The 15,252-nt window shown below is 69.3% G+C and carries 13 protein-coding genes; 9 read left to right on the top strand and 4 right to left on the bottom strand.

Features of this window, described 5'->3' with window-relative positions; genetic code table 11:
• Positions 1–5: 5 nt before the first annotated feature.
• From tkt to MHA02_RS03170, 6 genes are all read left to right on the top strand, one after another.
• Positions 6–2,081, top strand: a complete 2,076-nt coding sequence (gene tkt / locus MHA02_RS03195) for a transketolase (RefSeq protein ID WP_147076515.1) — start codon at positions 6–8, stop codon at positions 2,079–2,081.
• A 218-nt stretch (positions 2,082–2,299) separates the two neighbouring features.
• Complete coding sequence (locus tag MHA02_RS03190; RefSeq protein WP_147076514.1) at positions 2,300–5,122, top strand: bifunctional transaldolase/phosoglucose isomerase; 2,823 nt, start codon at positions 2,300–2,302, stop codon at positions 5,120–5,122.
• 282 nt (positions 5,123–5,404) lie between these two features.
• Positions 5,405–6,415: a phosphogluconate dehydrogenase (NAD(+)-dependent, decarboxylating) gene (gnd, locus tag MHA02_RS03185; protein WP_147076513.1), complete on the top strand. Its 1,011-nt coding sequence runs from the start codon at positions 5,405–5,407 to the stop codon at positions 6,413–6,415.
• 9 nt (positions 6,416–6,424) lie between these two features.
• Positions 6,425–7,156: a 6-phosphogluconolactonase gene (gene pgl, locus MHA02_RS03180; RefSeq protein ID WP_147076512.1), complete on the top strand. Its 732-nt coding sequence runs from the start codon at positions 6,425–6,427 to the stop codon at positions 7,154–7,156.
• Between the two features lie 152 nt (positions 7,157–7,308).
• Positions 7,309–7,881: a hypothetical protein gene (locus MHA02_RS03175; RefSeq protein ID WP_147076511.1), complete on the top strand. Its 573-nt coding sequence runs from the start codon at positions 7,309–7,311 to the stop codon at positions 7,879–7,881.
• A 253-nt stretch (positions 7,882–8,134) separates the two neighbouring features.
• On the top strand, positions 8,135–8,941 hold the full coding sequence (locus MHA02_RS03170; protein WP_147076510.1) for a DUF1194 domain-containing protein: 807 nt from the start codon (positions 8,135–8,137) through the stop codon (positions 8,939–8,941).
• Between the two features lie 20 nt (positions 8,942–8,961).
• On the opposite strand, the gene MHA02_RS03165 is transcribed toward MHA02_RS03170, so the two are convergent.
• Entirely contained in the window at positions 8,962–10,056 is a 1,095-nt protein-coding gene (locus tag MHA02_RS03165; protein ID WP_147076509.1) for a 2'-deoxycytidine 5'-triphosphate deaminase, read from the bottom strand.
• Between the two features lie 177 nt (positions 10,057–10,233).
• Positions 10,234–10,680: a hypothetical protein gene (locus tag MHA02_RS03160; protein WP_147076508.1), complete on the bottom strand. Its 447-nt coding sequence runs from the start codon at positions 10,678–10,680 to the stop codon at positions 10,234–10,236.
• Between the two features lie 114 nt (positions 10,681–10,794).
• Here MHA02_RS03160 and apaG point away from each other — a divergent pair, with 114 nt between their 5' ends.
• From apaG to speG, 3 genes are read left to right on the top strand one after another with little or no spacing between them, the layout of a single operon-like run.
• Entirely contained in the window at positions 10,795–11,187 is a 393-nt protein-coding gene (gene apaG, locus MHA02_RS03155) for a Co2+/Mg2+ efflux facilitator ApaG/CorD (protein WP_147076507.1), read from the top strand.
• A 4-nt stretch (positions 11,188–11,191) separates the two neighbouring features.
• Positions 11,192–12,361, top strand: coding sequence for an acetylornithine deacetylase (gene argE / locus MHA02_RS03150; protein ID WP_147076506.1), 1,170 nt, complete (start codon positions 11,192–11,194; stop codon positions 12,359–12,361).
• Positions 12,358–12,927: a spermidine N1-acetyltransferase gene (gene speG, locus MHA02_RS03145; RefSeq protein ID WP_147076505.1), complete on the top strand. Its 570-nt coding sequence runs from the start codon at positions 12,358–12,360 to the stop codon at positions 12,925–12,927. The genes argE and speG overlap by 4 nt, the downstream gene beginning before the upstream one ends.
• Positions 12,928–13,218: 291 nt before the next feature.
• On the opposite strand, the gene MHA02_RS03140 is transcribed toward speG, so the two are convergent.
• Positions 13,219–14,358 carry a hypothetical protein gene (locus MHA02_RS03140; RefSeq protein ID WP_147076504.1) on the bottom strand — a complete coding sequence of 380 codons (1,140 nt, stop codon included), beginning with the start codon at positions 14,356–14,358 and terminating at the stop codon, positions 13,219–13,221.
• Between the two features lie 180 nt (positions 14,359–14,538).
• The gene (eda, locus tag MHA02_RS03135) at positions 14,539–15,153 is read right to left on the bottom strand and encodes a bifunctional 4-hydroxy-2-oxoglutarate aldolase/2-dehydro-3-deoxy-phosphogluconate aldolase (protein ID WP_147076503.1); all 615 of its coding nucleotides are present in this window, start codon (positions 15,151–15,153) and stop codon (positions 14,539–14,541) included.
• Between the last annotated feature and the right edge of the window lie 99 nt (positions 15,154–15,252).

Below are 15,252 nucleotides of genomic sequence, written 5' to 3'. Positions count from 1 at the left end.
ACGGTATGAGCGGAGCAGACACCGTCGCCAAGAGCGGCTTCAGCGAGAGCGAGCAGCGCGCGATCGACACGATCCGGACGCTCGCGATCGATGCGGTCCAGAAAGCGAATTCGGGACATGCCGGGGCGCCGATGGGCCTCGCGCCGGTCGCCTACACCCTGTGGAACCGCTACCTCCGCTACGACCCGGCCAACCCGCACTGGCCGAACCGCGACCGCTTCGTGCTGTCCTGCGGACATGCCTCGATGCTGCTCTACGGCCTCCTCCACCTCGCCCGGGTGGCCGAGAAGGACGGCGGCAACAGCCCGGCCGTCGGGCTCGACGACATCAAGAACTTCCGCCAGCTCGACAGCCGCACGCCGGGCCACCCGGAGTACCACTTCACCACCGGCGTCGAGACCACCACCGGCCCCCTCGGACAGGGCGTGGCCAATTCCGTCGGGATGGCGATCGGCGGCCGCTTCCTCGAGAAGCGCCTGAACAAGCCCGACCTGCCGCTCTACGATTTCGACGTCTACGCCCTATGCTCGGACGGCGACCTGATGGAGGGCGTCGCCGCAGAGGCCGCCTCGATCGCCGGCCACCTGCGCCTGTCGAACCTGTGCTGGATCTACGACGACAACACCGTCACCATCGAGGGACATACCGAGCTCGCCTTCTCCGAAGAGGTCGCCACCCGCTTCCTCGCCTACGGCTGGCAGGTCCTGCGCGTGGCCGACGCCAACGATGCCCACGCCATCGCCTCGGCCCTCGACACCTTCAAGGTCTCGCACGACCGCCCGACCCTGATCGTGGTCAAGAGCGTGATCGGCTACGGCGCGCCGACCAAGCAGAACACCTCGAAGGCCCACTCGGACGCCCTCGGCGAGGAGGAGGTCCGGGGCACCAAGCGCTTCTACGGCTGGCCCGAGGACGCGCAGTTCCTGGTGCCGGACGGCGTCTACGACACCTTCGCAGACGGCATCGGCAAGCGCGGCGCCGCGCTGTTCGCCGAATGGCAGCGCCTGCTTGCGAAGGCGAAGGCAGCCGACGCGACCCACGCCGAGGAACTCGAAGCCTTCCTCGAAGGCCGCCTGCCCGAGGGTTGGGACAAGGACATCCCGGTGTTTCCGGCCGACGCCAAGGGCCTCGCTACCCGCGAGTCGTCCGGCAAGGTGCTCAACGCCATCGCCCCGCACGTGCCGTTCATGCTCGGCGGCTCGGCCGATCTCGCGCCGTCGAACAAGACCGCCCTCACCTTCGAGGGCGCCGGCTCGCTCACCCCGCTGAACCCCGGCGGCCGCAACGTGCATTTCGGCGTGCGCGAGCACGCCATGGGTTCGATCGTGAACGGCCTCGGCCTCGTCGGTCTGCGGGCCTACGGCGCGACCTTCCTCGTCTTCGCCGACTACATGCGCCCGCCGATCCGGCTCGCCTCGCTGATGGAGCTGCCGGTCTTCCACGTCTTCACGCACGATTCGATCGGGGTCGGCGAGGACGGGCCGACCCACCAGCCGGTGGAGCAGCTCCTGTCGCTGCGCTGCATTCCCGGCCTCGTCACGCTGCGCCCGGCCGACGCGAACGAGGTCGCGGAAGCCTACCGCGTCATCTTCTCGCTCAAGAACCAGCCCGCCGTGCTCGCCCTCTCCCGCCAGCCCCTGCCGACCTTCGACCGCACGGTCTTCGCGAGCGCCTCCGGCGTCGCCAAGGGCGGCTACGTGCTCGCCGGCGGCGAGGACACGCCTGAGGTGATCCTGATCGCTTCGGGCAGCGAGGTACAGCTCTGCGTCGACGCCTACGAGGCCCTGAAAGCCGAGGGCGTGAAGGCCCGTGTCGTCTCGATGCCGTCCTGGGACCTGTTCGAGCGCCAGACGGAAGCCTACCGCCACACGGTGCTGCCGCCGGACGTGCTGGCCCGCGTCGCCGTCGAGCAGGGCTCGGTGATCGGTTGGGACCGCTACGCCGGATCCTCCGGCGCGATCATCGGCATGAGCACCTTCGGCGCCTCCGCGCCGATCAAGGACCTGCAGAAGAAGTTCGGTTTTTCCGCTGAGAAGGTGTTGGAAGCGGCGCGCGACCAGATCGAGCGGCATAAGAAGTAGAGCTCGCGGGTTCTGCCCGAGTGCCATCGAGGAACCGGATGTGGCGATCCCCTCCCCCCTGCGGGGAGGGGTCAGGGGTGGGGGTTGGTGCCGAATGAGGCAACAGAGCCTCGTCCCGACCCCCACCTCCAACTCCTCCCCGCAAGGGGTAGGAGAGCGAGTGCGCCCCGCCCTATCTCCTGGGTAGCGACCGAACGACAGTCTGAGGATCGACCGACATGAGTGCCCTGAACGCCCTCTTCACCGACTACGAACAGGCGGTCTGGCTCGACTTCGTGGCCCGCGGCTTCATCGCCAAGGGCGAGCTGGAGGCCCTGGTCGTCAAGGACGACCTGCGCGGCGTCACCTCGAACCCGTCGATCTTCGAGAAGGCGATCGGGCATTCCTCCGAATACGACGACAGCCTCAAGGCCGTGCTCGATCAGGGCGATGCCCGCGTCATCGATCTCTACGAGGGCCTCGCCATCGCCGACGTCCAGGCCGCCGCCGACGTCCTGCGGCGGGTCTACGAGACGAGCGACGGCGCCGACGGCTATGTCAGCCTCGAAGTCTCGCCCTACCTCGCCCTCGACACCGAGGAGACGCTGATCGAGGCGCGCCGCCTGCACAAGGCGGTCGCCCGCGACAACCTCATGGTGAAGGTGCCGGCGACCCCGGAGGGCTTGCCCGCGATCCGCCAGCTCACCGCCGAGGGCATCTCGGTCAACGTCACGCTGCTCTTTTCGAAATCCACGTACGAAGCCGTCGCGAAAGCCTTCATCGACGGTCTGACCGAGTTCGGGGCGAAGGGCGGCGACGTCTCGAAGGTCGCGAGCGTGGCGAGTTTCTTCATCAGCCGCATCGACGTCCTCGTCGACAAGCAACTGGACGAGAAGGGCGAGTTCGAGGACCTCAAGGGCAAGGTCGCGATCGCGAACGCGAAGCTCGCCTACCAGTCCTACAAGCGCATCTTTTCGGGACCGGCCTGGGAGGCCCTCGACGCCAAGGGTGCCAAGGCGCAGCGCCTGCTCTGGGCCTCCACCGGCACCAAGAACAAGGCCTATCCCGACACGCTCTACGTCTCCGAGCTGATCGGCCGGAACACCGTCAACACCATGCCGCCCGCCACCATGGACGCCTTTCGCGATCACGGGCAGGCGCGGGCCTCGCTGGAGGAGAACGTCGGCGAGGCCGAGGCCGTTATGGCGCGCCTCGCCAAGGCCGGCATCGACATCGAGGCGGTCGCCAAGCAACTCGTCGCGGAGGGCGTGCAGCTCTTCGTCGATGCGGCCGACGCGGTGCTCGGCGCCGTGGCCTCGAAGCGCGCGGCGCTGCTCGGCGCCCGGCTCAACGGCCATGCCTGCAAGCTCGGCGACGTCCTGCAGGGCGCCACCGACAAGACCATCGAATCCTGGCGCGCCGGCGGCGCCATCCGCCGCCTCTGGGCGCACGACAAGACGGTCTGGACTGGCACCGACGAGGACAAGTGGCTCGGCTGGCTGCGGATCGTCGAGGACGGCCTCGCGAAGGTCGGCGAGTATCAGGCCTTCGCCGAGGAGATCCGGTCCGAAGGCTTCACCGACGCCGTGGTGCTCGGCATGGGCGGTTCGAGCCTCGGCCCCGAGGTGATCGCCGCCACCTATGGCGAGCGCGAGGGCTGGCCGCGGCTGCGCATCCTCGACTCGACCGATCCGGACGAGGTGCGCACGGTCGAAGCGGCGGTGAACCTCGAAAAGACGCTCTTCATCGTCGCCTCGAAATCCGGCTCGACCCTCGAACCCAACGTGTTTCGCGACTACTTCCTCGGCCGCATGAAGGAGGTCGTCGGCGACAGGGCCGGCCGTCACTTCGTCGCCGTGACCGATCCCGGTTCGGCCATGGAGAAGGCTGCGCAGGCCGACGGTTTCCGCAAGATCTTTTACGGCGTCCCGCGGATCGGCGGCCGCTACTCCGTCCTGTCCGCATTCGGGCTTGTGCCGGCGGCGGCGGCCGGCGTCGAGATCGACGAGTTTCTGGAGAGCGCGCACATCATGGTGCGCTCCTGCGGACCCATGGTGCCGCCCGCAAACAATCCGGGCGTGCGTCTCGGCGCGGCGATCGGCTCGGCTGCGCTCGAACACGGGCGTGACAAGGTGACGATCATCTGCTCGCCCGGAGTCGGCACCTTCGGCACCTGGGCCGAGCAGCTCATCGCGGAATCCACCGGCAAGGAGGGCAAGGGCGTCATCCCGATCGAGGGTGAGCCCGTCGGCGTGCCGGCCGTCTACGGCCGCGACCGCTTCTTCATCTACCTGCGCCTCGACGGCCGCGCCGACGCGCAGCAGGACGAGGCGGTGAAGGGCCTGGAGTCCGAGGGGCACCCGCTGGTGCGCATCGATCTCGAAAAGGTCGAGCAGCTCGCCCAGGAGTTCTTCCGCTTCGAGATCGCCACCGCGGTCGCCGGCGCCGTGCTCGGCATCAACCCGTTCGACCAGCCCGACGTCGAGGCGAGCAAGATCGAGACGAAGAAGCTGTTCTCGGCCGCCGAGGAGACCGGCGCCCTCCCGGCCGAGACGCCGCTCTTCGAGGACGACACCATTGCCCTCTACGCCGACACGGCCAATGCCGAGGCGCTGGCGCAGGGCGAAGGCGGCGTCGAGGCGACCATCGCCCGGCATCTCGCCCGGGTGAAGGAGGACGATTACGTCGCGCTGCTGGGCTACATCGAGCGGAACGCGGCCCATCATGCCGCCCTGCAGGACGCGCGGCTCGCCGTCCGCGACGCCCGCAAGGTCGCGACCTGCCTGGAGTTCGGCCCGCGCTTCCTCCACTCCACGGGGCAGGCCTACAAGGGCGGTCCGTCGAGCGGCGTCTTCCTTCAGATCACCGCCGACCCGTCGCAGGACCTGCCGATCCCAGGGCGCAGGCTCGGCTTCGGCACGGTGATTGCGGCGCAGGCCCGTGGCGATTTTTCCGTACTCGCCGAGCGCGGGCGGCGGGCGTTGCGCGTCCACGTCAAGGGCGGCGACGTCGAAGCCGGCGTCAAGCGCATCGCCGCGGCGGTCAAGGCGGCGGTGGGGTAATCTGTTCTCGGGTCGCTCATGAGGGACTTGGAACCCGCCCCGTCATTCCGGGGCTCGCCGAAGGCGAAAACCCGGAACCCACCCGATACGCTGCGCTGGCCTTCGCGCCCGGTCGTGGGTTCCGGGTTCCGCTGCGCGGCCCCGGAATGACGACGGAAGGTTTCGGGCGTCAGGTGATGCCCGAATAGCAATGCAAACGATCCGCCCAAACGGGAGAGGATCGTTGATCTTCGAACGCCTCGGCGTGTTGCCCGGGTGCCGCCAGACGGGAGTCAGCAAGCCATGCAACTCGGCATGATCGGCCTCGGCCGGATGGGCGGCAACATCGTCCGGCGGATCCTGCGTAACGGGCACACGGCAGTCGTCTTCGACAAGGACGCGAAGGCCGTCGACACGCTCGCCGGCGAGGGCGCGACCGGCGCCTCCAGCCTCGAAGACCTCGTCGCCAAGCTCGAAAAGCCGCGCGCCCTCTGGGTCATGCTGCCGGCCGGCCGCATCACCAACGAGACCATCACCGCTCTGCACGGCCTGATGGAGGCCGACGACATCATCATCGACGGCGGCAACTCGTTCTACCAGGACGACATCCGCCACGCCTCGGAACTGAAGGACAAGGGCATCCACTTCGTCGATGTCGGCACCTCCGGCGGCGTCTGGGGGCTGGAGCGCGGCTACTGCATGATGGTCGGCGGCGACACGAGCGCCGTCGACCGGCTCGACCCGATCCTCAAGACCCTCGCGCCGGGCCGGGGCGACATCCCGAAGACGCCCGGCCGGGAGGATCGCGATCCGCGCGCCGAGGAGGGTTACATCCATGCCGGCCCGACCGGCGCCGGCCACTTCGTGAAGATGATCCACAACGGCATCGAATATGGCCTGATGCAGGCCTATGCCGAGGGCTTCGACATCCTCAGGCACGCCAATTCCGATCAGGTGCCGGCGCACCGCCGCTACGACCTCAACCTCGGCGACATAGCCGAGGTCTGGCGGCGCGGCAGCGTGGTCTCGTCCTGGCTCCTCGACCTCACCGCGTCGGCCCTCGCAGGCAACGAATCCCTCGAAGGGTTTTCGGGCTTCGTCGAGGATTCGGGCGAGGGGCGCTGGACCATCAACGCCGCCGTCGAGGAGGCCGTGCCGGCCACCGTGCTCTCGAACGCCCTCTACCGGCGCTTCCGCTCGCGCGAGCACGACAGCTACGCCGACAAGTTGCTGTCGGCGATGCGCAAGGGGTTCGGCGGGCATATCGAGGGCGCGCCGGCACCGGCGATGGGGTCCTCCGGCGATCGCAAATAGGCGGCTGCGATGATCGCCCTCCCCCCGAATTCCCGGGTCCTCGCCGATGCCGAGGCGACGGCGCGCGCCGCTGCCGATCACCTGCTCGACATCGCCGGGACGGCGACGGGCGAGCGCCTCGCGGTCTGCCTCTCCGGCGGTTCGACGCCGAAGCGGCTCTATCAGTTGCTCGCCGGGGCAGACTATGTCGGCCGCGTGCCCTGGTCGCGCATCCATTGGTTCTTCGGTGACGACCGGGTCGTGCCCTGGGACGATGCCTCGAGCAACGTCCGCATGGTCCGCGAGGCCTTCGGGCATGAAGGGCCGGTACCGGCGGGGCATTTCCACTTCATTCCGTCCGACGAAGGCGCCGAGATCGGCGCGCGCGCCTATCAGCGTACGCTCCAGGACTTCTACGGCAGCGATACGTTCGACCCGGGTCGGCCGCTCTTCGACCTCGTCCTGCTCGGCCTCGGCAGCGACGGCCACACCGCCTCGCTGTTTCCGAGCAAGCCGGCGTTGGACGAGCATGAGGCTTGGGTCGTCCCCGTGCCGGAGGCGGGCATGGAACCCTACGTTCCGCGCATCAGCCTGACTTTCCCGACGCTGGCCTCCTCGCGCTCAGTGCTCTTTCTGGTGAACGGTACGGGCAAGCGCGATCCGCTCGCGCGCCTCGATGCCGGCGAAGACCTGCCCGCCGGCCGTGTCGTGAGCCGAGGCGTCGTGACCTGGTTCATCGACGAGGCCGCCGCCGGCGCCTGAGCTGTGGCCGCGCGGCATCGGTCCACGAAATCTCCTGCCGGATGGATGCTTGCCGCTGCGTCCCCGTGCCGTTGCGCACCTGCCGCCACATTTTCGCCAAAGCTGCTGAAGGTGAGTGCAGGCGAAGTCCGGCGCCCGCAGGAGATCGCGTCATGTCGAGATTTTTCACGCCGCGCGGGCGCATTCTGCCCGGTCCGCTGAAGATCCAGCAGCAGGCCGAGCGTCGTAGCCCCGTGCCGGTGACGCCTCTTGCCTTGACCTCGGCCGCGATCGCTGCCGGTCTCCTGCTGATGCCGCAGCTCTCGCCCCGGCTCTCGGTCGATCCGACGCCGATGGTGGAACATGCCGATACCGTCCCGGCCGAACCGGAAGGCCGCCTCTACGCTCGCGCTGAACCCGTCGATGTCGTGGCAACGCCGGTATCGGCCGAGCCGGCTCGCGCAGGCGCCGCCCCGGCCCGTCCCGCCCCGATCGTGAGCAACGCCTCCGAGTCCGCTCCGGTTTCCTCGACACGGGCCGCTCCATCCTCGACGCCGGCCGCCGACGCATCCCCGTTCCAACTCGGCCTGCTGCCGGTGCTTCAGGCCGACGGTGGCGACCTCGACAGCGCGCCGACACCGGCCGGCGGTCCCCAGAGGACTGCGCCGAAGTCGACGTCGCGCAGGGCGGCAGCGGCGACCCGAGGCGATGGAGTCGTCGCGACCGGTGGGCCGGTCCAGCCCTGACGGCCGCGCCGCGCCGGATGGCGCTGCGTGATACCGGCGGCCGCGAACATCGACCCTTCGGGCGATCGGCCGCTGGCAAGCGCGAAGGCGCGCCGCCGTACATGCGGCGTACGGCCCTGGAGGCGTCGGCCGTAAGGGCCACCGGTATGAACGTCCACGCCCGTCCAAAGTCCTCTATCCTTCCGCATCGTCCGCACGCACCCTGTCCGCCCGGGACGGCCCTCGTCCGTGCTCACTCTCGAAAGTCCTGTCGATGCTGTTCGGGTTGGGTCGGGCCATCGGCGCAGGCGCGCTCCTCGGCGCGAGCGCCCTCGCGTCTCCGGCATGGGCCGATGACGGCGTCGCGACGGCTCTCGTGGTGTCGGTCGACGTGTCGGGCTCGGTCGACGAGCGCCGCTACACCCTGCAGATGGAGGGCATCGCCGAGGCGCTGGAGGATCCGGCGGTGCTCGCCGCGATCACGGCCAATCGCGGCGGCATCTACTTCTCGCTGGTGACCTGGGCCGACAGCGCGCGCATGTCCGTCCCATGGCGGCGCATCGCCTCGAAGGCCGATGCCGCCGCCGCCGCCGCCCTCGTGCGCGTGGTGCCGCGGATGCCCGGCAACTTCACCTGCCTCGGCGGCATGATGGGCATGGTGACGGCGAGCGTGGTGCCGGCCGTTCCGGTCCAGGCCGACCGCGTGGTCGTCGACGTCTCCGGCGACGGCATCGACAATTGCGTGGACCCCGACGAGCTGCATGCCCAGCGCGACGGCCTGCTCGCCACCGGCAGCACCATCAACGGCCTGCCGATCCTGGTGCCGGGCGAGAACGACGTCGTCGGCGTCGGCGCCTACCGCGCGCCCGGCTATGGCCTGCGCGCCTTGCCGGAGGGCACCTATCGCGAGGGCACGACCCTCGACCGCTGGTTCCGCGAGCACGTCGTCGGCGGACCGGGCTCGTTCCTGATGACAGCCCACGGCTACGGCGATTTCGCCCGCGCCCTGCGCCAGAAATTCGTGAGCGAGATCAGCGGGCTTCCGGCCGAGACCGGCAGCCCGACACTGGCGAGCCGTTGAGGCAGAGGACGGCAAGCCTCTTAATAAAAGTGCTTCGAGAGCTTCAGCCCCTGGGCCTGATAGTTCGAGCCCGCCCCGGCGCCGTAGAGCGTCTCCGGCGTCTCGGCCATGCGCTCGTAGACGAGGCGGCCGACGATCTGGCCGTCCTCCAGCAGGAACGGCACGTCGCGCGAGCGCACCTCCAGCACGGCGCGCGCTCCGGAGCCCCCTGCCCCGGCATACCCGAAGCCCGGATCGAAGAAGCCCGCGTAGTGGACGCGGAATTCGCCCACCAGCGGATCGAACGGCACCATCTCGGCGGCGTGGTCGGGGGGCACCTGCACCGCCTCCTTCGAGGCCAGGATGTAGAACTGGCCCGGATCGAGGATCAGCGTGCCGCTGCCGTCCGCCGGCAGCGGCTCCCAGAACTCGGAGCTCTTGTGGGCACCGGGCTTGTCCACGTGGATCAGGCCGGTATGCCGCTTGGCCCGATAGCCGATCAGCCCATCGAATCCGGCGAGGTCCACCGAGACGGCGACACCGCCGGTGAAGGACGGCGCGGCGACGCTCACCAGCGGCGAGCGCCCGTGCAGCGCGGCCAACTCCGTGTCGCTCAACCGCGGCGTGCCGCGGCGGAACCGGATCTGCGAGAGGCGCGAGCCGGTCCGGACCAGGACCGGGAACGTGCGCGGCGAGATCTCGGCGTAGAGCGGCCCGGTATAGCCCGCCTCGACCTGGTCGAAGGCGGCGGCCTGATCGGTGATGACGCGGGTGAACACGTCGATCCGTCCGGTCGAGCTCTTCGGGTTGGCGCTGGCGCTGAGGTCGGCCGGAAGCGCGAGGTGCTCTTGCAATTCGGCGATGTAGACGCAGCCCGTCTCCAGCACCGCGCCGACCGTGAGGTCGATCGGATGCAGCGCCAGCCCGTCGACGCAGGTGCCGACGGTGCGCGATTTGCCCGGCAGGAAGCTGGTGCGGACGCGGTAGGCGCGGGCGCCGAGCCGCAGATCGAGGCTCGCCGGCTGGATCTGGTCGGGCGCGTAGGGGCGCTCCGGGCGGATCGCGCCGGCCTCGGTCAGGGCCGCGATCCCGCGCGCCGAGAGGATGCCGTCCTGCTTGGCCGTGTCGTGTGTCATGTGACGACTTTGTCTGGGCCGGCGAGATCCGGGCCGCTTCGGTCTCCGTCATTGCGAGCCGCAGGCGAAGCAATCCAGGGCCGACGCGCCGACGTTCCGGGTGTGGCCCTGGATTGCTTCGCTGCGCTCGCAATGACGGCGGAGGTGGGGGACGACATCGGACGAAACATGCCCGGCCTATGCCTGCGCCGGCGGAGCAGGCGGCTCCGCCTTGGCGAGGACGAGCACGCTACGGGTCAGCGAGAAGCGGGCGAGCGCGCCCATCGCGATCATGCCGGCGAGCAGGGTTGCCACGACCGGAAAGCGGCCGGGGCCGAGCAGCGGCAGCAGCGCGAGCACGAGGACGGCGAGGCCCGGCATCGCGCCGAGGGGAAGCACCAGCGAGGGCAGTCCGCGCATCGCCAGTTCGACGCCGGAGCGGCGGGACACCGCCTCGGCCGCGAGCCGCGACGCCGCTTCGAGGGCGATCGCGATGGCGAGGGCCATGGCTGCGGGACCGTTGCGGACCGGAGCTTGCCAGACGAACAGGGCGGTCGACGCGAGCAGGAGTCCGGAGCCCAGCAGATAGGGCAGCGAGGCGTCGGCAACCCGTGTTGGCAGGGCCTGAAACGGGACGTTGCCCAAGAGAACTCCGACGTACTTCGCCGCGATTGACGGGAATCCGGGCGCCACGTACCACGAGGCAAAGCGGTTGTCGCGTCGCGGCCTGCCCGACCTGCCAGGGAGAGTTTTCCGGCGATGTACAAGGCCGAGACCCGCGGCATCAGCGTGACCGTCGAGCCTCGCTTCGTCGAGGAAGAATCGTCACCCGGCGAGAGCCGCTACTTCTTTGCCTATACGGTCGAGATCGTGAACAACGGCAGCGAGAAGGTACAGCTGCGCTCGCGCCACTGGCGCATCATCGACGGGCACGGTTCCTGCCAGGAGGTGCGCGGGGCCGGCGTCGTCGGCAAGCAGCCCTTCCTCGGACCAGGTGAATCGTTCAGCTATACCAGCGGCTGCCCGCTCACGACGCCGGACGGCCTGATGGCCGGCAGCTACACGATGACGGTGATCGGCGGCGACAGTTTCGAGGCGGAAATCCCGGCCTTCTCGCTCGACTCGCCGCATGTCCGCCGCAGCGTCCACTGAGGTCATGACGACTGAGGGACGCCGCTACACCACGCTCGAACTGCTCGAACGCCTGGTGGCCTTCGACACCGAGAGTTCGAAGTCCAACATCGCCCTGATCGACTTCGTCGCCGACTATCTCGACGGCTGGGGCGCGCCTTATGTCCGCGTGCCGAACGCGGCCGGCGACAAGCAGGCGCTGTTCGCGACCCTCGGGCCGACGGTCGACGGCGGCGTCGTGCTCTCGGGCCATACCGACGTGGTGCCGGTGACGGGGCAGGCCTGGACCTCCGACCCGTTCGCCCTCCGCGTCGATGACGGGCGCGCCTATGGCCGCGGCTCCGTCGACATGAAGGGTTTCGATGCGCTGGCCCTCGGGCTGGTGCCCGACGCCATGGCGACCGCGCTGAAGCGGCCGATCCACATCCTGCTCTCCTACGACGAGGAGATCAGCTGCCTCGGCGTGCTCGACACCATCGCCCGTTTCGGGATCGACCTTCCACGGCCCGGCGCGGTGATCGTCGGCGAGCCGACCGGACTGGAGGTGGCGGACGCCCACAAGAGCGTCGTCACCTACGACACGGTGGTGCACGGCCACGAGGCGCATTCCTCGAAGCCCATGCTCGGCGCGAACGCCGTCGCGGCCGCGGCCGATCTCGTATCCGAGCTCAACTGGATCGCCGACGCGATGATCGCCCGGGGCGACGCCTCCGGCCGGTTCGACCCGCCGGCCACGACGGTCCATGTCGGCACCATCGCGGGCGGCACCGCCCGCAACATCCTGGCGAAAAGCTGCAGCTTCCACTGGGAGTTTCGTGGCCTGCCCGACCTCGACATGGCCGAGATCCCCCGCCTGTTCGCGGAGGCGACCGAGCGGGTGACGGCCAACCGGCTCAACCGCTACGGCGATTTCGGGCGCGTCGAGACGGTAGAGGAGGTCGCCGTGCCGGGGCTCGCGCCGGATCCCGGCTCGGAGGCCGAGACGCTGGCGCTGCGCCTCGCCGGGCGCAACCGGACCATCTCCGTGTCCTACGCCACCGAGGCCGGACGCTTCCAAGGCGCGGGGCTGCCGACGGTGGTGTGCGGGCCGGGCTCGATCGACCAGGCCCACCAGCCGGACGAGTTCATCACCCTCGCCGAACTGGAGCGCGGCGAGGCCTTCATGAAACGGCTGCTGGCGGAGTGCGCGGCATGAGTGCGCGGCGTTCGGCTGGGGCGGTGAAGCTGCGGCCGCTGGAGCGCGAGGACCTGCGCTTCGTGCATCAGCTCAACAACAACGACAGCATCATGCGCTACTGGTTCGAAGAGGCCTACGAGTCCTTCGCCGAACTCCAGCAGCTCTACGAGCGCAACATCCACAATCAGACCGAGCGGCGCTTCATCATCGCCACCGACGCCGACGAGCCGGCCGGCCTGATCGAGCTCGTCGAGATCAACCACCTGCACCGGCGCTGTGAGTTCCAGATCGCGATCCATCCCGGATTCGAGGGGCGCGGCTATGCCTGGAAGGCGACCCGGATCGCCATGGACTACGCCTTCAGCGTGCTCAACATCCACAAGCTCTACCTGCATGTCGACAAGGACAACGCCCGCGCCGTGGGGATCTACGAGCGTTGCGGCTTCAAGCCGGAGGGCGTGCTGCGCGACGAGTTCTTCGTCAACGGCCGCTATCGTGACGCCGTACGCATGTGCCTGTTCCAGCCGGACTATCTGGCCCAGCGCGGCAGTGGCGACGTCAACGAGCCGGTGCTGAAGGTGTGAGGGACGAGTTCGCTTTCGGCGCATAACGCGCCGTGACGGCCATGGCGCAGCGCCTGTCCGACAGCGACGCTTTTGCCATTCCCAACAGTCCTCACGCTGAGGTGCCGCGCAGCGGCCTCGAAGCACGATCGTCGCTGTAGCTTGGATGAGCCGCGGCCGTGCTTCGAGGCTCGCTACGCTCGCACCTCAGCATGAGGGGCTGGGTGTCTGCCAGACCCGCCGTGCCCACGTACAAAAAGAGAGGGGCCGTCTCCGGCCCCTCCCCTTTGTCCATATGCCTGAGCGGCAGGCTCAGTTGCGGCCGCCTGCACCGGCGCCCGCGCCGCCACCGGCGTTGCCGCCGGCACCGCTCTTGCCCATCGAGCCGCCGCTGCCGGCGCCCATGGAACCGCCGCGGCCGCCACCAGCCTCGCCGGCACCGGCGTTACCGCCGCCGGCATTGCGCATGCCGCCACCGGTGTCGCCCTTGTCGGAGGCATTGCGCATGCCGCCGCCGGACTTGGCGTCGTTGCCGGCGTTCTTCATGCCGGTGTCGTTGCCGCCGCGGGTCATGCCCTTACCGGTCTCGTTGCGGTCGGCGCGTGCGCCGCGGCCGCCATTGTCGTCACGACCGCCGCGAAACCCGTCGCGCTCGCGGGTGGTGACGCTGGTCCGGCTGGAGACGCTGGTGCGATCGTAGCCGCCTCGGCCGCCGACACCGACATTCACCGACAGACGGCGATATTCGGGCGAGCCATAGAGCACACGCTGGCCGCGGACCGTCACGTAGCGCTCACGGGTGCCGCCGCTGCGCTCGGTCACGATCAGACGGCGATACTCCGGCGAACCGTAGATCACGCGCTGGCCGCGGATGGTGACGTAGCGCTTGCCGCGGATGCCGCCGCCACTGCGCTCGGTCACGACGAGGCGGCGATATTCCGGCGAGCCGTAGACCACGCGTTGTCCACCGATCACCACGAAGCGTCCACCACGGCCCCCGCGGTCGAAACGGTCGGTCCGCGACGAGGTGCGGATGTCGACCCGGCTGTTGCTGCGGCCCTCGAAGCGGTCGCCCCGGCCGCCGCGCTCGGCGCGATCGCCACGACCGGAGCGGTCGCCCCGTGCTCCGGCGTCGCTGCGCTCGCTCGCCGCCGGCTTGCCGCCGCCTTTGGCATCGCCGGTTTCGCCGCCGTCGCGTCCGGCGCTCTGACGGCCCATCGCGCCGCCGCTGTCGGCCTTGTCGCCGCCGCGTGCGCCCTGCGATGCGCCCCCACCGTCACCACGGGAGGCCGCCGCACCACCGGCACCGCCACCGCTGCGACCGCCACCCATGGCGGACTTGTCGGCACCACCGCCCGCGCCACCGCCTGCACCGGCCGCGCCACCACCCTGCTGGGCGTAGACGGACGTGCTCAGCAGCAATGCTGCCAAGCCAACAGCAAGTCTCTTCATCAAACGTTCCTCCGAGTTCACAACGCGGTTCGAAACGTCGGACATACGAAAAGGGTTTCGTTGTTTTTTGAAGATTGGTTTCAATCGATACAACAGATGCAAGCTTGGCCGCATCGACAGCAGAACTCTTGTAAATATGAACGTATTTTCAGCTTTACTCGTCTTCGCAGTGCAGCACGGTTACCGCAACCGGCTCGCGGCCTCCGCCGCCCTGCGGATCGCGGCCCCATCCGGCACGCCGGCCGGCACGACCCAGCTCCCGCCGACGCAGAGCACGGCTTCGTGCGCGAGCCATTCGGGTGCCGTCGCCTCGGTGATGCCGCCGGTGGGGCAGAAGCGGACGCGGCCGAACACGGCGGCCAGCGCTTTCAACGCCTTGAGGCCGCCGGAGGCCTCGGCCGGGAAGAACTTGAAGCGGTCGAGGCCATGGTCGAGCCCGCGCATGATGTCGGCGGCGTTGGCGACGCCCGGCAGGTAGGGCACGCCGCTCTTCTGGGCGGCCTCCGTCAGCGGCGCCGTGAGGCCGGGGCTGACGATGTACTTGGCTCCCGCCGAGAGCGCCGCGTCGAGATCCTTCGGGTTCAGCACCGTGCCGGCGCCGACCACCGCACCCGCGACCCGCGACATCTCGCGGATCACGTCGAGGGCGGCGGGCGTCCTGAGCGTGACCTCCAGCGCGGTCAGGCCGCCGGCCACGAGCGCCTCGGCGATCGGCGCGGCATGGGCCACGTCCTCGATCACGAGAACGGGGATCACGGGGACTGAGCGCATCAGCGCGTCGATGTCGTTGGCCATGAAGCGTCTCCTCGTCAGATCCATCTTGGCGTCATTGCGAGCGCTGCGAAGCGATCCGGGGCCAACGCGCTGCCGTTGCGTGTGCGACCCTGGATTGCT

Source organism: Methylobacterium haplocladii, assembly GCF_007992175.1.
Taxonomy (GTDB): domain Bacteria; phylum Pseudomonadota; class Alphaproteobacteria; order Rhizobiales; family Beijerinckiaceae; genus Methylobacterium; species Methylobacterium haplocladii.
The sequence above is the reverse complement of the archived record's forward strand: the minus strand, read 5'-3'. Positions and strand labels throughout refer to the sequence as shown.